This window comes from Methylobacterium sp. 142-1Y (genome assembly GCF_057747795.1).
Genome location: NZ_CM173224.1, coordinates 352199 through 372368 on the forward strand (window position 1 = coordinate 352199; position 20170 = coordinate 372368).

A 20170-nucleotide genomic window follows, 5' to 3' on the forward strand; every position below is an offset into this window, starting at 1 on the left:
CGGCAAAACCCGTCCCCCGTAGCGGTGGGCGGCATCGGAGGAGACCACCAGATGCGGGAAGCCGTCATCGTCGCCACCGCGCGCACCCCCATCGGCAAGGCCTACCGGGGCGCCTTCAACGACACGCAAGGGCAGGCGCTCGGCGGACACGCCATCGCGCATGCCGTGAAGCGCGCCGGCATCGACCCGGCCGAGATTGGCGACGTGGTGATGGGCGCAGCCCTCCAGCAGGGCTCGACCGGCGGCAACATCGCCCGTCAGGCGGCCTTGCGTGCCGGGCTGCCCGAGACGGTGGCCGGCATGAGCCTCGACCGGCAATGCGCGTCGGGCCTGATGGCGATCGCCACGGCGGCCAAGGAAATCATCACCGACGGGCTCGACGTCGCGGTCGGCGGCGGTCTCGAATCGATCTCGCTGGTGCAGAACGACAAGGTCAACCGGTTCCGGGCCCAGGATCCGTGGCTCGTCGAGCACGTGCCGGCGATCTACATGACGATGATCGAGACCGCCGAGAACGTGGCGGCGCGCTACGGCATCAGCCGCGAGGCGCAGGATTCTTATGCCCTGCAATCGCAGCAGCGCACGGCCCGGGCGCAAGCCGAGAATCGGTTCGCCGACGAGATCGTGCCGATGGCCGCCCGCATGGCGGTCGTCGACAAGGCGACCGGCGCGGTCTCGCACAAGGACATCACGCTCGCGCAGGACGAGGGCAACCGGCCCCAGACCAAGCTCGAGGACCTCCAGGGCCTCAAGCCCGTGTTCAAGGACGGCCAGCGGATCAAGGAAGGCCGGTTCATCACCGCCGGCAATGCCAGCCAGCTCTCGGACGGGGCGGCGGCGGTCGTGCTGATGGAGGCGCGCGAGGCCGAGCGCCGGGGTGTGACGCCGCTCGGTGCCTATCGCGGCATGGCGGTGGCCGGCTGCAACCCGGACGAGATGGGCATCGGCCCGGTCTTCGCGGTGCCCAAGCTCCTCAAGCAGCACGGATTGAGGGTCGAGGACATCGATCTCTGGGAGCTGAACGAGGCCTTCGCCAGCCAGGTGCTCTATTGCCGCGATAAACTCGGCATCCCGGACGAGCGCCTGAACGTCAATGGCGGCGCGATCTCGATCGGGCATCCCTACGGCATGTCGGGGGCACGGATGACCGGGCACATCCTGCTGGAAGGACGGCGCCGCGGCGCCAAGTACGGGGTGGTGACGATGTGCGTCGGCGGCGGCATGGGCGCCGCGGGCCTGTTCGAGATCTACTGATCCTGCCACATTCCGGCTCGTGACGGCGCCCGGCAAGAGGCGCCCGGAGGAAGCCGGCAGAGGGATTTTTTGGGATATGGCGCAAGATTCCAACGCCCAAGGTACGCCGACCAACGACAACGTCGTGTCGAGCGCCCGCGAGGGCGCGGTCGCGGTGCTGACGCTGCAATCCGGCCCGGTCAACGCGCTCGGAACCGCGCTCCGCCAGGGCATCCTGGCGGCGGTGGACGCCGCGGAGGCCGATCCCGCCGTCAAGGCGATCGTGCTGATCGGCGGCGGCCGGATGTTCTCGGCGGGCGCCGACATCACCGAGTTCGGCAAGCCGCAAAGCGGCATCAGCCTGCCCGACCTCCTCAACCGCATCGAGGCGGCGAGCAAACCCGTCGTCGCGGCGATCCACGGCAACGCGCTGGGCGGTGGCTTGGAGACGGCGCTCGCCTGCCATTACCGGGTGGCTTTGCCGAGCGCCAAGGTCGGCCTGCCCGAGGTCAAGCTCGGCATCCTGCCGGGGGCCGGCGGCACCCAGCGCCTGCCGCGGGTGGTGGGCCCGCGCAAGGCGCTCGAGGTGATCGTCGGCGGCTCGCCGATCGGCGCCAAGGCGGCGGCCGCAATGGGGCTGATCGACGAACTGGCCCCGGAGGACGGGCTTCGCGCCCACGCGGTCGCCTTTGCCGAGCGGGTGGTGGCGGAAGGCCGGCCGCTCCTCAAGATTCGCGACCGCGACGACAAGATCGCCGAAGGCCGCGACAATCCCGGCCTGTTCGCGGAATTCCGCCAGGAGAATGCCCGCAAGACCCGCGGCTTCGAGGCGCCGGAAGCCTGCATCGCCTGCATCGAGGCGGCCTGCCGGCTGCCCTTCGACGAGGGGCTGGCCTTCGAGCGGGCGGAATTCCAGAAACTCGTCTCCGGCACCCAGTCGGCGGCGCAGCGCTATGTGTTCTTCGCCGAGCGCCAGACCGCCAAGATCCCGGACGTGCCGGACGACACGCCCGCCCGCCCCATCGCCCGCGTCGGCGTGATCGGCGCCGGCACGATGGGCGGCGGCATCTCGATGAATTTCCTGAACGCCGGCATCCCGGTGACGATCGTCGAGACGAAGCGCGAGGCGCTCGATCGCGGCCTCAAGACCATCCGCACCAATTACGAGAACACGGCCAAGAAGGGCCGGTTGAAGCCGGAGGACGTCGAGACCCGGATGGGCCTCCTCACCGACACCCTGGAGCTCGAGGCGCTGGCCGAGTGCGACCTCATCATCGAGGCCGTGTTCGAGGATATGGGCATCAAGAAGGAGATCTTCTCGAAGCTCGACACCATCGCCAAGCCCGGCGCGATCCTGGCCTCCAACACCTCCTATCTCGATATCGACGCCATCGCGGCGATGACGAACCGGCCGGCCGACGTGATCGGCATGCACTTCTTCTCGCCGGCCAACGTCATGCGCCTCTTGGAAGTCGTGCGCGGTGAGAAGACCGCCAAGGACGTCGTCGCCACCGCGATGCAGATCGGCCGCAAGATCGGCAAGATCTCGGTGCTCGTCGGCGTCTGCCACGGCTTCGTCGGCAACCGGATGCTGGCCGAGCGCCAGCGGGAGGCCAACCGGCTGATCCTCGAGGGCGTCACCCCCTGGGACGTCGACCGGGTGATCTACGAGTTCGGCCTGCCGATGGGCCCGTTCACCATGAGCGACCTCGCCGGCCTCGACATCGGCTGGAGCCGGGAAACCAACAAGTCCGAGAGCGTCCGCGACCTCCTCTGCGAGCAGGATCGCCGCGGCCAGAAGACGAGTGCCGGCTTCTACGACTACGACGCCAAGCGCAAGGCGACGCCCTCGAAGGTCACCGAGGAGATCATCGCGAAGGTGGCCGAGCGCCAGGGCGTCAAGCGCCGGGATGCCACCGACCAGGAGATCCTGGAGCGCACCCTCTACCCGATGATCAACGAGGGCGCGAAGATCCTCGAAGAGGGCAAGGCGATCCGGGCCTCCGACATCGATATCGTGTGGATCAACGGCTACGGCTGGCCGGTCTATCGCGGCGGCCCGATGTTCTGGGCCGACACGATCGGGTTGCCCAAGGTGCTGGAACGCCTGCGCGCCTACCAGGCCGAGTACGGCGACGCGTTCAAGCCGTCGGCGTTGCTGGAGCGGCTGGCGGCCGAGGGCAAGGGCTTCAAGGATCTGTAAGGCGCCCGAACCCTCCCCCCACGGAACTCGGGCTTGCCCGAGTTCCGCATCCCTGTGCCCAAGTCGGGCAAGCCCGACTTGGGCACAGGGGAGGGTGCCCGGCGGAGCCGGGCGGGAGAGGGGACGCCGCTTCCGGATCGGACTGAACCGCTCTGACGGGCGCCAATCCTGAAGCGTCGCGCTGCCCCTCTCCCGGCCCCTGCTGACGCAGGGTCCACCCTCCCCCGCAGAGGGGGGAGGGTCGGGCGCCGAGCCGATACAGTTAAGACTATAAACGAGTCAGGAGGCACCCATGGACCTTCGCTTCACCCCCGAGGAGCGCGCCTTCCGCCAGGAAGTCCGCACCTTCTTCCAAGAGAACCTGCCGCCGGAGATCCGCCAGAAGCTGATCGACGGCCGTCATCCGTCGAAAGACGACATCGTCACCTGGCAGAAGATCCTCAACAAGAAGGGCTGGGCGGTGCCGAACTGGCCCGTCGAGTGGGGCGGCACCGGCTGGGATCCGGTGCGCCAGTACATCTTCCTCGACGAGCTGCAGAGCTTCCCGGCCCCGTCGCCGCTGCAATTCGGCGTCTACATGGTCGGGCCGGTGATCGCCCAGTTCGGCAACGACGCCCAGAAGAAGCACTTCTTGCCCCGCATCGCCAACATCGACGACTGGTGGTGCCAGGGCTTCTCCGAGCCGGGTTCGGGCTCCGACCTCGCCTCTCTCAAGACCAAGGCGGTGCGTGAGGGCGACCACTACATCGTCAACGGCCAGAAGACCTGGACCACGCTCGGCCAGTATGCCGACTGGATCTTCTGCCTGGTGCGCACCGACGCCACCGTGAAGAAGCAGGAGGGCATCAGCTTCCTCCTCATCGACATGAAGACGCCGGGCATCACCGTGCGGCCGATCCAGACCATCGACGGCGGGCACGAGGTCAACGAGGTCTTCTTCGACGACGTGAAGGTGCCGGTCGAAAATCTGGTCGGCCAGGAGAACAAGGGCTGGGACTACGCCAAGTTCCTGCTCGGCAACGAGCGTACCAACATCGCCCGGGTCGGCGTCTCGAAGCAGCGCATCCGGCGCCTGAAGGAGCTGGCGGCGATCGAGCGCGTCGGCGACACGCCGATCCTGGAGAATCCGCGCTTCCGCGAGAAGCTGGCGGCGCTCGAGATCGAGCTGAAGGCGCTGGAGATGACCCAGCTGCGGGTGGTGGCGGCCGAGCGCACCCGCGAGAAGGGGAAGCCCGACCCGGCCTCCTCGATCCTCAAGATCAAGGGCTCGGAGATCCAGCAGGCGACGACCGAATTGCTGCTCGAGGTCGTCGGCCCCTACGCCCTGCCTTACGCCGCCGAGGACGAGGGCGACGAGCCCTTGAGCAACGAGCCGCCGGTCGGTCCCGACTGGGCGGGGCCGGCCGCGCCGACCTACTTCAACTGGCGCAAGATCTCGATCTACGGCGGCTCGAACGAGATCCAGAAGAACATCATCGCGAAGGCGATCCTGGGGCTTTGAGGATAGGGGAGGGTTGGGCTGGAAAGTAGCCACCCGACCCTTCCTCCCCTCGACCTCATCCTGAGGTGTCAGTCGATCGAAGATCGACTGACCTCGAAGGAGGGCTCCAGGGATCGCCGAGACTTCTGGAACCCTCCTTCGAGGCTCCCTCCGGTCGCACCTCAGGATGAGGTCGTGATTGGGATCAATCGAACAAGCCGCGTTTCGAGACCGGCGAGAACGGAAACGACCCGATGGATTTCGATCTGAGCGAGGAGCAGCGCCTCCTCAAGGACAGCGTCGAGCGGCTGCTGACCGACCGCTACGATTTCGAATCCCGCAAGCGCTACGGGAAGGAGCCGGAGGGCTTCGCCAAGGCGATGTGGGTGGCTTACGCCGAGCAGGGCCTGCTCGCGGTGCCGTTCTCGGAGGAGGATGGCGGCATCGGCGGCGGGCCGGTCGAGACGATGATCGTCATGGAGGCGTTCGGCGGCGCGCTGGCGCTGGAGCCCTATCTGGCGACCGTCGTGCTCTCCGGCGGCGTGCTGCGCCACGCCGCGAGCCCGGAGCAGCGCGCCGAATGGCTGCCCGGCCTCATCGCCGGCGAGACCCGCTACGCCCTCGCGCATAGCGAGCGCCAGGCCCGCTACGACCTGCACGATGTCGGCGTCACCGCGCGGCGCGACGGCGACGGGTGGGTGCTGGAGGGGGAGAAGTCGCTGGTCCTGCACGGCGACAGTGCTGACCGGCTGATCGTCTCCGCCCGGACCGCGGGCTCGCGCCGCGACCGCGACGGGATCGGCCTGTTCCTGGTCGAGGGCAATGCCGAGGGCGTGTCGCGCCGCGGCTACCCGACCCAGGACGGGATGCGGGCAGCCGAGGTGTCGCTGTCCTCGGTCCGCGTCGGAGCGGACGCGGTGATCGGCGATCCGGCAGGCGCCCTCCCGGTGATCGAGCGGGTCACCGACGAGGCGATCGCGGCGCTCTGCGCCGAGGCGGTCGGCGCCATGGACCGGATGCACAACCTGACGGTCGAGTACCTCAAGACCCGCAAGCAGTTCGGGGTGACGATCGGCTCGTTCCAGGTGCTCCAGCACCGGGCCGCCGAGATGTTCATCGCGCTCGAACAGGCCCGCTCGATGGCCTTCCTCGCCACCATGATGGCGGGCGAGGACGAGGCGGACGAACGCGCCCGGGCGATTGCCGGCGCCAAGGTGCAGATCGGCCGCTCCGGCCGCATCGTCGGCCAGGGCGCGGTGCAGCTCCATGGCGGCGTCGGCGTCACCATGGAGTACAGCGTCGGCCACTACTTCAAGCGGGTCACGATGATCGACCAGCTCTTCGGCGATGCCGACCACCATCTCGGCCGGGTCGCCCGGATGGGCGGGCTGATCGCCGCCTGACGCGAGATCGGGCGGGAGATGAATCCCGCTCATCCCGGCGCGGATAAAACTCGTTTGAGTTCCGCTCCGGGCGATTGTTGGGTGATCTCGCCTCAAGAGCATCCGACAATTCCCCTGGGAGGGACCCCCAATGACCGGCATCGAGCCGCGCGCGCTCGCGGATGCGATCCGCTTCCTGTCCATCGACGCCATCGAGCGGGTGGGCGAGGGGCATCCGGGCACGCCGCTCGGTGCCGCCGACACGGTGACGGCGCTCTTCACCCGCCACCTCAAGTTCCTGGCTCGCGAACCCCTATGGTTCGACCGCGACCGCTTCGTCGAGTCGAACGGCCACGGCTCGATGCTGCTCTACTCGCTGCTGCATCTCTCGGGCTATGCGGGGATCGGGCTTGACGACATCAAGCGCTTCCGCGAGCTCGGTTCGCCCTGCGAGGGCCATCCGGAATACGCCCCCGCCCACGGCATCGAGACCACCACCGGGCCGCTGGGCCAGGGCATCGCCAACGCCGCCGGCATGGCGCTGGCCGAGGCCTACCTGAATCGCTGGCTCGGGCCCGACCTCATCGACCACCGCACCTATGCCCTCGTCGGCGACGGTTGTTTGCAGGAGGGCGTCGGCCAGGAGGTGATCTCGCTCGCCGGCCACCTGGGCCTCGGCAAGCTGACCTTCCTGTGGGACGACAACCGGATGACCGACGACGGCGCGATCGACCTCGCGCTGAGCGACGACATGGCGGCGCGGTTCCGCCTGAGCCACTGGCACGTCCAGGAGGTCGACGGCCACGACATCGAGGCGGTCTCGGCCGCCCTGCTGCTGGCCAAGGCCGATCCGCGCCCCTCGATGATCCGCTGCTCCACGGTGATCGGCCGCGGCCTGCCCGGCGTCGAGGGTACCCGGGCGGCCCATTCCGCCCGCATCCCGGCTTCTTTGAGCGAGGCCGCCCGCAAGGCGCTGAACTGGCCGCATCCCGCCTTCGAGATCCCGGACGAGATCCGGGCCGCCTGGCGCGCGGCCGGCGAGCGCAACGCCCCCGAATTCGACTCCTGGACCCGCCGCGTCGCCGCCCTGCCGCCGGAGCGCCGCCGCCTGCTCGACCGCCTGCGCGACGGCAAGCTGCCGGAGGGCTGGGAGGCGCCCCTGCGCGCCTTCCGCGACGAGGCCGCCCGGTCGGGCAAGGCGCAATCCGGGATCGCGCTCTCGGGCGAGCTGGTCGACCGTCTGGCGGACGCCATCCCCGAACTCCTCTCCGGCGCGCCGGACCTGGAAGGCGCGACCCAGCACAAGCGCAAGCTGAAGGCCTTCACCGCCGAGGACCAGAGCGGGCGCTACGTCCATTACGGCATCCGCGAGCACGCCATGGGGGCGATGATGAACGGCATGGCCGCCCATGGCGGCGTGGTGCCGGTCGGCGTCACCTACCTGGTCTTCTCCGACTACCTGCGCCCGACCTTAAGGCTCGCCGCCATGATGGGGCTGCCGGTGCCGTTCGTGTTCAGCCACGATTCGATCGGCATCGGCCGCAACGGGCCGACCCACCAGCCGGTCGAGTACCTGGCCTCGCTGCGCGCCATTCCCAACATGCTGGTCCTGCGTCCGGCCGACGCCGTCGAGGCGGCGGAATGCTGGGAGATCGCACTTCAGACCCGCACCGGCCCGTCCTCGTTGATCTTCGCCCGCCAGGCCCTGCCGGCCCTGCGTCGCGACGGCGCGGGCGAGAACCGGTCCGCCCGCGGCGCCTACGTGCTGGAGGAGGCGTCGGGCCCCCGCCGCGTGACGTTGCTCGCCACCGGCTCCGAGGTGGCGCTCGCCGTCGAGGCGCGGCGCCGGCTGGAGGAGGAGGGCATCCCGACCGCGGTGGTCTCGATGCCGTCCTGGGAGCTGTTCGAGCGCCAGGACGCCGCCTATCGCCGCGAGATCCTGGGGCCCGGGACCGTGCGGGTCGGGATCGAGGCTGCGGTCCGTCTCGGCTGGGACCGCTATCTCGGCGAGGACGGCGGCTTCGTCGGCATGAGCGGCTTCGGTGCCTCGGGGGCGGAAGCCGACCTCGCCCGCCATTTCGGCTTCACCCCGGAGCGGGTCGTGGAGGAGGTGCGGGCGCGGCTGTAGCGCGCCGGGTCCCGCCCTTCCGGGAGCCTCAAGCAGAGGTTCCCAGGAGGGCGAAGCCCGTTCACCGCCCCCAGCGCAACACCGCCGCATCGAGGCTCCGGGCGATCTCGATGAGCCCGGCCCGGGTCGCCGGATGCGGCAGCTCCAGCGGCGCCCGCACCGCATCCGAGCGGATGATGCCGCCTTCCCTCATCAGGATCTTGGCCGCCGCCAACCCGGTCTGGCGGTTCTCGTAGTTGATGAGCGGCAGCCAGTGGCCATAGGCCTGCACCGCCTCGTCGCGGCGCCCGGCGAGGTAGGGGTCGATGATCTGGCGGATGCCGTCGGGATAGCCGCCGCCGGTCATGGCGCCGGTGGCGCCGGCATCGAGGTCGGCCAGCAGCGTGATCGCCTCCTCGCCGTCCCACGGGCCCTCGATCGCGTCGCCCCCGAGTTCGAGCAGCGTGCGGAGCTTGGCCGCCGCCTGCGCGGTCTCGATCTTGAAGTAGGACACGTTCTCGACCTCGCGGGCGAGCCGCGCCAGGAAGGCGGCCGACAGCGTGGTGCCGGAGACCGGCGCATCCTGGATCATGATCGGGATCGAGATCGCGTCGGAGACCTGTTGGAAGAACCGCGCGATGCCGGCTTCGGTCACCCGGATCGTCGCCCCGTGATAGGGCGGCATGATCATCACCATGGCGGCCCCCAGGTCCTGCGCCCGGCGCGAGCGCTCGGCGCAGATATGGGTGGCGAAGTGAGTGGTGGTGACGATCACCGGCACCCGGCCGGCGACGTGCTCCAGCACGGCCTGCATCACCTCCTCGCGCTCGGCATCGGTGAGGACGAACTGCTCGGAGAAGTTGGCGAGGATGCACAATCCGTGCGACCCGGCCTCGATCATGAAGTCGATCGCCCGGCGCTGGCCGTCGAGGTCGAGGGTGCCGTCATCGTGAAAAATCGTCGGGGCGACGGGGAAGACGCCGCGATAGGGGCGGGGAGCAGTGGACTTTTCTTGGTTGGACATGGCGTTGTTGGACACGGCGTTTGCCTCCTTGGGGGTTTTCAGGCCGCCGCACCGTGGCGGCGCAGGCCGTTATGGATGACCTCGCGCAGGGCCGCCGCCGCGGCCTCCGGATCGCGGGCCGCGATCGCCGCGACGATGGCGGCGTGGGCGGCCAGCACCGTCTCGCGCTCCGCCGCCTCGACCGGGGCACTGAGCTGGAACGAGGCCCGGAGCGCCACCTCGATCACCCCGCCGATCGAGCGCATGAACGGATTGCCGGAGGCGACCGCCACCGCGACGTGGAGCGCGAGGTCGCCTTCGGCAAAGCCGATGGAATCGGACGGCTCGGCCCGCATCCGCGCGAGGCCGGCCTCCAGGGCGGCGAGGTCGTCGGCGGTCCGGCGTTCGGCCGCCAAGGCCGCCGCCGCCGGCTCGACCGCGAGCCGGATCTCCGCGAGGTCGCGCAGGAAGCGCCGGTCGATGCCGGCCTCGAGGTGCCAGGCCAGCACGTCGGCGTCGAACATGTTCCAGGCCGCGCGCTCCCGCACCACCGTGCCGACCCGCGCCCTGGTGGTCAGCAGCCCCTTGGCCACCAGGGTCTTGACGCTCTCGCGCAGGACCGGCCGCGACACCCGGAAGGCGGCGAGCAGCTCGCCGTCCCCCGGCAGCTTGGCGCCGGCCGGATAGCGCCCGGCAATGATCGCGGTGCCGAGGCTGCGCGCCACCTCGGCGTGGTTGGAGCGGGAACGCCCCGCCGGGATCACCACCAGGCCGGTGCCCGCAGGCGGGGGAGACGTGGTGACGGGGGAAGTGGCGAAGGGTGCGCGCATTCCGCGTGACGAACCGACCGGGAGAGGCGCCCCGACGGCGCCGACCAGCCTCTTACACCACGCCCGCGCCCGGCTGAATAGTCATACTGTTTGACTTTTACGACCGGAGCTTTCTATGACTCCGCAGCCTCCCGCGCCTCCGCCACCGCCTCGGCGCCCTCGCGCCGGTCCTCGGCATCGGCGGCGGGCGGTTCCTGCACCGCCGCGGCCCTCGGGTCGCGGCACAGGGTGATCAGGATCGGGAAGTGGTCGGAGCCGATATTCGGCAGCCGCTCCAGCCGGGCGAGCAAGAAATGCTCGCTGAAGAAGACGTGGTCGAGTGGCCAGCGCAGCATCGGCCACCGGGCGTGGAACGTCGGATAGGCGCCGCGGCCGACCCGCGGATCGAGGAGGCCGCCGATCGCCTGGAACAGGCGCGTGGTGCGCGACCAGGCGACGTCGTTGAGGTCGCCCGCCACCACGGCGGGCCCGCCCTCGCGCGCGACCTCGCGGGCGACGAGCACCAGTTCCCCGTCCCGCGTCGCGCTGCTGTTGCCCGGATGCGGCGGGCGCGGATGCACCCCGTGGAAGACGAAGCGGTCGCCCGAGGGCAGCGTGACGCCGGCCCGCACCGAGGGCACGTCGTCCTCGATCAGGAAGCGTAACCGCACGTCGTCGAGGGGCAGGCGGGAATAGAGCATCAGCCCGTAGGTATTGTCCTGTGCCTGGTCCACCCCGTGGGGATAGCGGGTGCGCAAGGGGGAGAGCGCGTCGCGCCAGCCCGCATCGGTCTCGAGAGCCAGGATCAGGTCGGGGTCGCTCGCCGCCAACGCCGCGAGCAGGCGGTCGTAGGCCCGGTTCGATTGCAGCACGTTGACGATCAGGATCGCCACGCAGGAATCCGGGCCTGCGTCCGCCGGGGCCGCGCGGGCGGTCGGCGTCGTCAGGCGGGTGAAGGGCAGAATGTGCCTGAGCTGCAACCCGAGTGCCCCCAGGAGTCCGGCCCCGAGGACGAGGGAGACCGGATCGTCCCCGATCGCCACCAGCAGGATCACGGTTGGCGGGATCGCGGCGGCGATCTGGAAGCGCGGGAAATCGAAGGTTCGTACCAGCCCGGTCCGGCTGCGCCAGAACGGCAGCAGGGTCGCGGCGATCAGCACCAGCGCCAGGGCCTGCGCGGCCATGGACAGGAACGGCATGTGACCTCCTCCCCGGGCGTTCTTCCATGCCCGGCCTACTCAGCCCTCAAGGAGCGGCGGCCCCGCCTCGCCCGAAGCTGGTCCGTTTCACGCCCGCGCGGCAATCCCGTAGGCCCGCAGATAGTTCCCCAGGTCGTAGAGCAGCGACCATCCGAACCGCGGATTGACCTCGAAGATCTTCGGAATGCCGTCGACGACCTTGTAGTCGAAGCAGCAGGTGCCGTCCGTGAATCCGGCGATTCGGAGAATGTCGGCGAAGACGTCCAGGAATCTTTCGTCGTGACTACCCGTCATCGACCGGTGCTGGCACCACTGTCCTTTCACGAATGGCTGCTCTCCCATGTCGTAGGCGACGGTATAGGCATGAACGATACGGCCATTGCGCAGCAGAAGATGGGTTGCGCGCTCCTCGCTTCCGGCAATATATTCCTGCAGGAAATAACCGGGCGATCCGATCCTCCTCGACCATGTGACGGCATCGGCCTCGCCATGGAGGATGAGCGAGTTTGTCCCGTACTCGTCCATCTTCTGCTTCAGGATGCAGGGAAACATCAGGCCGTCGGCTTTGTCGATCAGCCGCGGAATCGTGGCGTGAAAGCGCGTGAGCGACAGGGCGCTGCTGAAGCCATGCTTGTCGTGGCAGAAGGCCACGGCCTGCGCGCTGGGACACAGCGCTTTGCCGGCGAGGCGGATGCCGGCTTTCCGCAGCATCCACCCGTCGCGGATTGTCAAAGGAACGATCAGGTCGAACGACTGCCAGTCGTTACGGGCGCACCATCCCTCACCGCCGACCACGATGTCGTAATCCGCACCGACGCACGCCCGGATATCTTTCTCCCAGTCAGGCTTGTGCCCGAAAATGATTTTTTCTTTCTGTGTCATCGCTGTAGATCAGGCGGCCTCCCGGCGACGAGACATGCGCCGGTGCGAGACGATCTTCAAGATCTCGACCCCTCCGATCCGGCCGGCCCCCGTGATTGCAGGGGCACGGCGCCATGACGCCGCCGCACCACGACGCCGCACTCGGAACCTTCGCCGAGACGACGCTCCGACGCGCGAGGTTCCGGGCTCGACCGGGACGTGATGCGGCGTCGGTAGCGTCAGGCGCCCGCCAGGGGGTGGAGGTCGCGCACCATCTGCTTCAGACGCTCGTCGAGCACGTGGGTGTAGATCTGCGTCGTCGAGATGTCGGCGTGGCCGAGCAGTTCCTGCACCACCCGCAGGTCGGCGCCGTTCTGCAGCAGGTGGCTGGCGAAGGCGTGGCGCAGCACGTGCGGGCTGATCTTGTCGGTGCGCAGGCCGGCGGCGGCCGCCACCGCCTTCAGGTCGCGGGCGAAGGCCTGGCGGGTGAGGTGGCCGGTCTCGCTGTCGGCGGGAAACAGCCAGGGGCCGGGGGCGGTCAGGGTGGCGAGGTGGGCCGCCATGGCGCTGCGCGCCACCTCGGTCAGCGGCACCAGGCGCTCGCGCCCGCCCTTTCCCTTCACCACCAGGAAGCGCTCCTTGGTGGAGCCCGCGGCGCGGGGCAGGGCGACCAGCTCGGAGACGCGCAGGCCCGTGGCATAGAGGAGCTCGATCAGGCAGTGCATCCGCCCGGCCCGCGCCGCCTCGGCCGGGTTCGGCGCCTTGGCGACGGCCTCCTTGGCGACGCCGAGCAGCCGGTCGACCTCCGCCACCGAGAGCACCTTCGGCAGGCCGCGGCCGCGCTTCGGCCCGGAGACCGGCGCGGTGGGATCGCCCTCGACGAGGCCTTCGGCGTAGAGGAAGCGGTGGAAGCCGCGCACGCAGGAGAGCCGGCGCGCCGCCGACGTGCTCTTGAGGCCGCGTGCCTCCAGTTCGGCGAGGTAGGCCCGGATGCCCGCGGGCTCGACGGCGCCGGGATCGATGCGCTTGCCCGCCAGATGGGCGAGGTAGTCGTCGAGGTCGCGCCGGTAGGCGGCGAGGGTGTTGGCGGCGGCCCCCCGCTCGGCGGCCAGCATGTCGAGATAGGCGTGCATCAGGCCCTGGGGACCCATGGTGCTCATGGCCCGGCGCTCATTGTGGCCCGCCGCTCATTTCGGCTGCAGCTTCGCGTTCGGGATGGTGACGGAGATCTCGCGCGGGGTCGGCTCGACGAAGGTGGCGAGCGCGAACATCGCCGCGAAGGCGAGACCGGCCAGGATCGCCACCACGGCCAGGAAACGGAAGAGGGTCGGCACGTCGGCGGGGCCCCGGACTACGCGTGACAACGGGCGGTCCGGACGCTGAGGTCGCGGGCCACCTTGGCCGTCGGTTCGACCACGCGTTGTCCCGGGAGGCAAGACCGGCGGGCGCCGTCCCGGCGGAATGCCGGCCGCTGTTGCGCGGGTGCCCGAGGGGAGGGCGGAAAGCCGGTGGTTTTCCCCGCTATCCGCCGTTTCGTCCTGCGCGAAAAACAGGCTAAAGAACGCCGCATGAACCAGCGTCCCCCTCATGAACAGACGATCGAGTCGCGCGTGCGCCGGGGTCTCGGCCTGCGCTCGATCGTGCTGGTCGGGCTCATGGGCGCGGGCAAGAGCACCGTCGGCAAGCGCCTGGCGGGGCGCCTCGGCCTGATCTTCAAGGACGCCGATCACGAGATCGAGGCGGCGGCCGGCCTGACCATCCCGGACATCTTCGCCATCTACGGCGAGCCGAGCTTTCGCGATGGCGAGGAGCGGGTGATCGCCCGCCTCCTGCGCGAGGGCCCGATGGTGCTCGCCACCGGCGGCGGCGCCTTCATGCGGCCCGAGACCCGCCAGCGCATCGCTGAGGCCGGGGTCTCGGTCTGGCTCAAGGCGGATCTGGACGTGCTGATGCGCCGGGTGCGCAAGCGCCCGGGGAGGCCGCTGCTCCAGAACGAGGATCCCGAGGGTACGATGCGCCGGCTGATGGACCTGCGCCATCCCGTCTATGGCGGGGCCGACGTGGTGGTCCTGTCCCGCGACGTCTCCCACGACCGGGTGGTGCAGGACGTGCTGGACGCTCTCGACGCCCATATGGCGGGGGGAGCGCCGGGAGAGTTCGCGGGAGGGGCGATGGGCTCCCTGCAGAGGGACCGCCCGCAAGAGGGCGATGACGCCGACCCGGCGCCCGCTGCCGGCGAGGGCGGCTCCGAGCCCGGCACGCCAGAATTCGCCGGCCACGGCCTCGCCGCGCAGTAAGACGATTCCCGACGGACTTCGATGACCACCGTGCAGACCGAGACCGTTCATGTCCCCCTCGACGGGGGCCGAGCCTACGACATCCTGATCGGCCGCGGGCTTCTGGCGGGGATCGGCCCCCGCATCGCCGCGCTCAAGGCCCGGGCCGTCGGGGTGGTGAGCGACGAGACCGTAGCGGCGGAGTACGGGAAGGCCGTCACCGCCTCGCTGGCCGAGGCGGGCTTACGTACGACCCTGATCGCGGTGGCGCCGGGCGAGGGCTCGAAGAGCTATGCGGGCTTTGCCCAGGTCTGCGACGGGCTGATCGCCCACCGGATCGAGCGCGGCGACCTCGTGCTCGCGCTCGGCGGCGGCGTCGTCGGCGATCTGGCGGGGTTCGCGGCGGCCTCCTTACGCCGGGGCGTGCGCTTCGTCCAGGCACCCACCACCCTCCTCGCCCAGGTCGATTCCTCGGTCGGCGGCAAGACCGGCATCAATTCGCCTCACGGCAAGAACCTCGTCGGCGCCTTCCACCAGCCGAGCCTGGTGGTCGCCGACACCGCCTCCCTCGACACCCTGTCGCTGCGCGAGATGCGCGCCGGCTACGCCGAGGTGGCGAAGTACGGGCTGATCGATTCGCCGGACTTCTTCGCCTGGTGCGAGGCCAACCTCGCCGGGATCTTTTCCGGCGGGCCCGCCCGCGAGGCAGCGGTGGCCGCCTGCTGCCGGGCCAAGGCCGGCGTGGTGGTGCGCGACGAGCGGGAGGACGGCGAGCGGGCCCTGCTCAATCTCGGCCACACCTTCGCGCATGCCCTGGAACGCCTGACGGCCTACGATTCCGCACGCCTCGTCCACGGCGAGGCGGTGGCGATCGGCCTGTGCCTCGCCTTCCGGTTCTCCGCCCGGCTGGGCCTCTGCCCGGGCCAGGATGCCGGCCGGGTCGCCAACCACCTGGCGCTCGCCGGCCTGCCGACCACGCTGGCGCAGGTCCCGGGCGGATGCGGCGATGCCGACCAGCTCCTCGACGCCATGCGCCAGGACAAGAAGGTCCGCGACGGCGCGCTCACCTTCATCCTGGCGCGCGGGATCGGGCAAAGCTTCATCGCGCCCGGGATCGAGCCGGGGGCGGTGCGGGAGTTCCTGGTGACGGAGCTGGGGTGAGACGTGCCGCCGTCTCATCCGACCGGCGCAACGGCTCGCGGCCTTCGTCGAACCGATCTCCGCACACTTCCTTCTAAAACAGAGGCATGTCGTCGTAGATCGTCGCGAATGTCAGTGTAACGCCGATCTCCTGTAGATCGATGGCCTCGGTGCAGACGAAGGCCGAGAGGCCGCCCTCCGGATTACGGCGATGCACCGTCACTGCCTGCCGGTCTTGGCGCACCAGCACGACGCTCTGGATCGACGGGACGGCGGCATAGGCCGCGAGCTTCGACGCCCGACGCCGCGGTCTGTCGCTGGGCGACAGGACCTCGAACACCACGAGGGGCGTGGGCGTGATACAGAGGTCGTGGCGGCCATCATCGATCGCCACGAGAATGTCGGGCGCCACGGTGCGGGGCGCGCCCGGCACCGGGACCTGGCTCGGACCGGAGGGACGCCAGGGGCTGGCGTGAAAGCGCCGGTGCTGGCGCAAGGCCTCGAGGATGTTGACTTGGATCCAGTCGTGCCGCCGCGTGGGGCCCGGGTACATCAGCGGCACCCCGTCGTCCAGTTCCCAGCGCTCGCCCTTCGGCCGGTCCTCCAGGAAGGCCAGGAAGCCGTCGAGGCTCATCGGAGGGTCGCGTGTCTCAGCGGCGCGCATGGCGGGCGCTCCCGGTTGTCCGACGTGATCGTACCATACGTCACGCCAACCGGAACGCCCGCACCAGCACCGCCTCGCGGGCGGGCCGCAGGCTGTGCAGGGTGCCGACCAGAACCAGCCGGTTGAGCCAGGCATGCGGCCCCTCGGGCGCCGTGACCTCGATGGTCGAGAAGCGGGTGTCCGGCGCGCCGTCGCGGCCGGGATCGATCGTCACCTGGTTGCGCACGGTGAGGATCGCCCCGTCCTCGGTCTTCATCTCGTAGAGGGCGTCGAGGCGCCGGACGCCGTCCTTGCGCACGAGCTGCCGGTCGGCGCCGCCGGGCAGGACCGTGCCGCGCAGCCGCGGCCCCTGGAAGCGGCCGCCGGTGATCGGCACGATCCGGCGCTCGCCCAGGGGCGAATCGCCGAGCGGCACCATCGGGGCGATCTCGACCACCGCCTCGTAGACGAATTCCGTCCGCGGCATCACCAGCGGCACGTCGGCGAGGGGGCCTGTGGATGGCGCTTCGGCGGCGGCCGGTGCCGCGAGACCGATACCGGCGAGGCCTGCACCCGCCAGGATCAGCATCCGGCGGTCGATGGGCGGGGTGTCGCGATGCGTCATGGCGGAATCCCCGGCGATGGTCTTCCCCCGATCATGCGCCGGCTCCTGCCGCGGCGACAGGGCGGGAGACGTGCTGCCGCAGGGTTTCGTCGCCGCCGTCGCTTGACGGGGGAGGCCCATCGGGGCCGAGTGTCGCCCGAAATCGCGCCGGGCGCTCGACGGCCTTGGCGAATCTCTGGGGAAGGGGGCTCATGGTGCGCACGATCACGCGGGGGGCGGGGTTCGCCCTGCCGGTCGTCATCGCCGGTTCCCTCGCCCTGCCGGCTCTCTCCGCCCCGCTCGCCTGCGGCGACCTCGCGCGGCTCGGTCGGCCGGACCTGCGCATCGCCCGGGCCGAGACGGTGCCCGCCGGGACCCTGCCGGCCGACAATCCCGGCCGCGCCGCGCTGACCGGGGCCGCCCGCGCGAAGGCGGCCCTGCCGGCCCATTGCCTGGTCGAGGGCACGGTCGATCCGCGGGTCGGGGCTGGCGGCGTCGAGTACGGCATCGCCTTCCAGTTGCGCCTGCCGGAGACATGGAACGGCCGCTTCCTGTTCCAGGGCGGCGGCGGGCTCGACGGGGTGGTCGGCGAGGCGCTCGGCGCGATTCCGGTCTCGGGCGCGACGGCGCCGCCGGCCCTGCTGCGCGGCTATGCCGTCGTCTCGACCGATTCCGGCCATCGCGGCCGCGACAATGCCGACGCCTCCTTCGGCCTCGACCAGCAGGCGCGGATCGACTTCGCCTACGGCGCCGTCGGCACCGTCGCGCGGGAGGTCAAGGCCCTGATCGCGGCCCGCTACGGGCGCGCCCCGGCGCATGCCTATTTCATGGGCTGCTCCAATGGCGGCCGCTCGGCCCTCATGGCAGCGACCCGCTACCCCACCGCCTTCGACGGCATCGTCGCCGGCGCCCCGGCCTTCCGGCTCACCCGGGCGGCCCTCGGCCAGGTCTGGGACACGCGCGCCTTCCTCTCGGCCGCTCCGACGAACGCCGAGGGCAAGCCGATCCTGGCCGAGGCCTTCAGCGAGGCCGACCTGAACCTCGTCGCCGATGCAGTCCTGAAGACGTGCGACGCCGCCGACGGCCTGACCGACGGCGCGGTCCAGGCGGTAGCCTCCTGCCGGTTCGATCCTGCGAGCCTCGCCTGTGCGGGCGACAAGACCGCCAGCTGCCTCAGCCGGGCGCAGGTCGAGGCGCTGCGGACAAGCTTCGGCGGCGCCCACGATTCGCAAGGGAGGCCGGTCTATGCCTCCTGGCCCTGGGATCCGGGCCTCGCCGCGCCGGGCTGGCGGGCCTGGAAACTCGGCACCTCGAAGACCGCGATGCCGAACGCCCGCAACGCCACCCTCGGGCCGGCCGCGATCGCCAACTACTTCCTCACCCCGCCCGATCCGGGGTTCGATGCGCTGCGCTTCGATTTCGACCGCGACACCCCGCGCATCGCCGAGACCGCCGCCCTCAACGACCCGACCGGCACCTTCCTGTCGACCTTCACCGCCCGCGGCGGCCGGCTCCTCGTCTACCAGGGCGTCGCCGATCCGGTCTTCTCCGCCCGCGACCTCGTCGATCACTGGCAGGACCTGAGCCGCCACAACGGCGGCGCGGCGGCTTTCGCCGATCGTGCACGCCTGTTCCTGGTCCCGGGCATGAACCATTGCGGCGGCGGACCGGCGCTGGACGATTTCGACCCGCTCGCCGCCATCGAGGCCTGGATCGAGCGCGGCGAGGCACCCGACCGGCTCGTCGCCCGCGGCACCGCCTTCCCGGGCCGCACGCGGCCGCTCTGCCCTTTCCCCAGGGAGGCGCGCTACCAGGGCGGCGAGGCGGACAAGGCCGAGAGCTTTTCCTGCAAGGAGCCGTGAGGCGGTCCCGACATCCGTTCGGAGGACATGGGTGATACGAAATCCGGAAGATCACTTCCGGATTTCGTATCACCCATGTCCCCGAATACCGGTAACCCTCGTCACCGGTCCGTATGCGGGGAGCGGGGGAGGCGGGTCGCTTCTCTCCCCGACATCCTCACGCCACCGTGATCCCCACCTCCTCCGTCTGCGAGAATCCATTGTCCCCCGTCCAGGTGAAGCGCAGAGTGCCGGTCCTCGTCGCCACGGTGGTGAAGGTGAGGTACGGGTTGGCAGCGCTCGCCGACGACAATTCGGCGCGAAACACCTCCTCGCCGTCGTAGGCGCACACGAACTCCGTGATGATGTTGCGCGGGATCAGGCGCCCGTCCGGGCCGGGGCGGTAGCCGGTCTCCATCGGGTGCGAGATCAGGGTCTTGATCTCGATCACCGCGCCGGCCGTGGCGGTCTTCGGCAGGTTGATGAGGGCGCGGGCCATTCTCACGATCCTTCCACGCAGGCCGCGAGCGTCACGATCGCATCGGCGGTCGCGGACCAGAAGGTGCCGTCCTGCATCTCCGCGATGGCGGTGATGGTCTGGGAATCGGCGAGCCGTATCCGTGTATTGACCGCGGCGCGGCCGGCCCGGGGGCCGAGATGCAGCGTCACCACGTGGGGCTGCGGGTTCTTGTCGTTGAACACCGCGATGCGGCGGACGAAATCCGTCGCGCTCATCGGGCTCTCGACGGTGATGGAAAGCGGCACGGTGTTGCCGTTCTCGACGAGCGGCGGCATGTCGAGGTGGATCCGGCCTGCCCGGATCGGGGCGCCGCCGGTGAAGCGGCGGATCGCCTCCACGGTCGCCTCGCGGGTCGGGCGGACGATCGCCGCGCATCCCGGCCGCACCAGCGCGATCGTCAGCAGGCCGGCGCCCCCGGCGAGGATCGTGCGGCGGTGGAAAGCCGTCATGGCGTCCTTAGGGCCCCCTTCAGGGTGACGAGATAGGCGATCACGTCCTCGATCTCGCCCGCCTCCAGCACCGGCCGGCCGCGCCAGGCGCGGGCGACCCGGGTGCCGTCGGTCCGGTAATAGGAGGGCATCAGGGTCGCGGGGTTCAAGGCGCGCCCGTCGACGAGGCGCAGCCGCAATTGCCCTTCCGAGAGCCGTGCCCCGACCTCCGAGAGATCGGGCCCGAGGTCGCCCGCCGGGCCCGTGCCGCCGAGGCCGGTATGGCAGAGCGGGCACAGGCCCTTGCGGGTGTCGGTGGCGATGGCCCGGCCGCTTGCCGCATCGCCGGTCCGGCCGTCGAGGGGCAGCGGGATCGCGTCGCCGACGATCGCGACCGGCGCGAGCGCGGTCTGGGTGAGGGCCAGCAGCATGGCCGCCCGC

General features: G+C 70.4%; 18 protein-coding genes and 1 pseudogene. 8 read left to right on the forward strand and 11 right to left on the reverse strand.

Features of this window, described 5'->3' with window-relative positions; genetic code table 11:
* Positions 1-51: 51 nt before the first annotated feature.
* The 5 genes from AC3AOF_RS01605 (at position 52) to tkt (ending at position 8426) form a co-directional block, all read left to right on the forward strand.
* The gene (locus tag AC3AOF_RS01605; RefSeq protein WP_488347496.1) at positions 52-1254 is read left to right on the forward strand and encodes an acetyl-CoA C-acyltransferase; all 1203 of its coding nucleotides are present in this window, start codon (positions 52-54) and stop codon (positions 1252-1254) included.
* 76 nt (positions 1255-1330) lie between these two features.
* Complete coding sequence (locus AC3AOF_RS01610; RefSeq protein ID WP_488347497.1) at positions 1331-3436, forward strand: 3-hydroxyacyl-CoA dehydrogenase NAD-binding domain-containing protein; 2106 nt, start codon at positions 1331-1333, stop codon at positions 3434-3436.
* A 292-nt stretch (positions 3437-3728) separates the two neighbouring features.
* Positions 3729-4937 (forward strand): pimeloyl-CoA dehydrogenase large subunit, encoded by a 1209-nt coding sequence (pimC, locus tag AC3AOF_RS01615; protein WP_488347498.1) that lies wholly within the window; start codon positions 3729-3731, stop codon positions 4935-4937.
* A gap of 233 nt (positions 4938-5170) precedes the next feature.
* Positions 5171-6319, forward strand: coding sequence for an acyl-CoA dehydrogenase family protein (locus AC3AOF_RS01620; protein WP_488347499.1), 1149 nt, complete (start codon positions 5171-5173; stop codon positions 6317-6319).
* A 130-nt stretch (positions 6320-6449) separates the two neighbouring features.
* Entirely contained in the window at positions 6450-8426 is a 1977-nt protein-coding gene (gene tkt, locus AC3AOF_RS01625; RefSeq protein ID WP_488347500.1) for a transketolase, read from the forward strand.
* Positions 8427-8487: 61 nt separating this feature from the next.
* Here tkt and AC3AOF_RS01630 read toward each other — a convergent pair whose 3' ends face one another.
* The 6 genes from AC3AOF_RS01630 to AC3AOF_RS01655 form a co-directional block, all read right to left on the reverse strand.
* Complete coding sequence (locus AC3AOF_RS01630; protein WP_488348945.1) at positions 8488-9429, reverse strand: dihydrodipicolinate synthase family protein; 942 nt, start codon at positions 9427-9429, stop codon at positions 8488-8490.
* A 38-nt stretch (positions 9430-9467) separates the two neighbouring features.
* Positions 9468-10238 carry a FadR/GntR family transcriptional regulator gene (locus AC3AOF_RS01635; RefSeq protein ID WP_488347501.1) on the reverse strand — a complete coding sequence of 257 codons (771 nt, stop codon included), beginning with the start codon at positions 10236-10238 and terminating at the stop codon, positions 9468-9470.
* A 113-nt stretch (positions 10239-10351) separates the two neighbouring features.
* The gene (locus tag AC3AOF_RS01640) at positions 10352-11416 is read right to left on the reverse strand and encodes an endonuclease/exonuclease/phosphatase family protein (RefSeq protein ID WP_236990798.1); all 1065 of its coding nucleotides are present in this window, start codon (positions 11414-11416) and stop codon (positions 10352-10354) included.
* Positions 11417-11503: 87 nt separating this feature from the next.
* A complete protein-coding gene (locus tag AC3AOF_RS01645; protein ID WP_488347502.1) occupies positions 11504-12298 on the reverse strand; it encodes a hypothetical protein in 795 nt (264 codons plus the stop codon).
* 218 nt (positions 12299-12516) lie between these two features.
* Positions 12517-13437 carry a site-specific tyrosine recombinase XerD gene (locus AC3AOF_RS01650; protein WP_236990800.1) on the reverse strand — a complete coding sequence of 307 codons (921 nt, stop codon included), beginning with the start codon at positions 13435-13437 and terminating at the stop codon, positions 12517-12519.
* Between the two features lie 27 nt (positions 13438-13464).
* A complete protein-coding gene (locus AC3AOF_RS01655) occupies positions 13465-13611 on the reverse strand; it encodes a hypothetical protein (protein WP_048433578.1) in 147 nt (48 codons plus the stop codon).
* A 234-nt stretch (positions 13612-13845) separates the two neighbouring features.
* On the opposite strand from AC3AOF_RS01655, the pseudogene AC3AOF_RS01660 reads away from it, so the two are divergent.
* A pseudogene (locus tag AC3AOF_RS01660) lies at positions 13846-14418 on the forward strand (shikimate kinase); the annotation flags it as partial.
* 177 nt (positions 14419-14595) lie between these two features.
* Positions 14596-15714, forward strand: coding sequence for a 3-dehydroquinate synthase (gene aroB / locus AC3AOF_RS01665; RefSeq protein WP_488347503.1), 1119 nt, complete (start codon positions 14596-14598; stop codon positions 15712-15714).
* 73 nt (positions 15715-15787) lie between these two features.
* On the opposite strand, the gene AC3AOF_RS01670 is transcribed toward aroB, so the two are convergent.
* Both AC3AOF_RS01670 and AC3AOF_RS01675 read right to left on the reverse strand, forming a co-directional pair.
* Entirely contained in the window at positions 15788-16357 is a 570-nt protein-coding gene (locus AC3AOF_RS01670) for a Uma2 family endonuclease (protein WP_488347504.1), read from the reverse strand.
* 40 nt (positions 16358-16397) lie between these two features.
* Entirely contained in the window at positions 16398-16961 is a 564-nt protein-coding gene (locus tag AC3AOF_RS01675; protein ID WP_236990803.1) for a DUF3237 domain-containing protein, read from the reverse strand.
* A 191-nt stretch (positions 16962-17152) separates the two neighbouring features.
* Between AC3AOF_RS01675 and AC3AOF_RS01680 the strand changes: the two genes are divergently transcribed.
* On the forward strand, positions 17153-18802 hold the full coding sequence (locus AC3AOF_RS01680; RefSeq protein ID WP_488347505.1) for a tannase/feruloyl esterase family alpha/beta hydrolase: 1650 nt from the start codon (positions 17153-17155) through the stop codon (positions 18800-18802).
* Positions 18803-18959: 157 nt separating this feature from the next.
* Here the strand turns inward: AC3AOF_RS01680 and soxZ are convergent, their stop codons facing one another.
* From soxZ to soxX, 3 genes are read right to left on the reverse strand one after another with little or no spacing between them, the layout of a single operon-like run.
* A complete protein-coding gene (gene soxZ / locus AC3AOF_RS01685) occupies positions 18960-19280 on the reverse strand; it encodes a thiosulfate oxidation carrier complex protein SoxZ (RefSeq protein WP_236990805.1) in 321 nt (106 codons plus the stop codon).
* A gap of 2 nt (positions 19281-19282) precedes the next feature.
* Positions 19283-19750: a SoxY-related AACIE arm protein gene (locus tag AC3AOF_RS01690; RefSeq protein ID WP_488347506.1), complete on the reverse strand. Its 468-nt coding sequence runs from the start codon at positions 19748-19750 to the stop codon at positions 19283-19285.
* Entirely contained in the window at positions 19747-20160 is a 414-nt protein-coding gene (gene soxX / locus AC3AOF_RS01695; RefSeq protein ID WP_488347507.1) for a sulfur oxidation c-type cytochrome SoxX, read from the reverse strand. Before soxX ends, AC3AOF_RS01690 begins: the two co-directional genes overlap by 4 nt.
* Positions 20161-20170 lie beyond the last annotated feature (10 nt).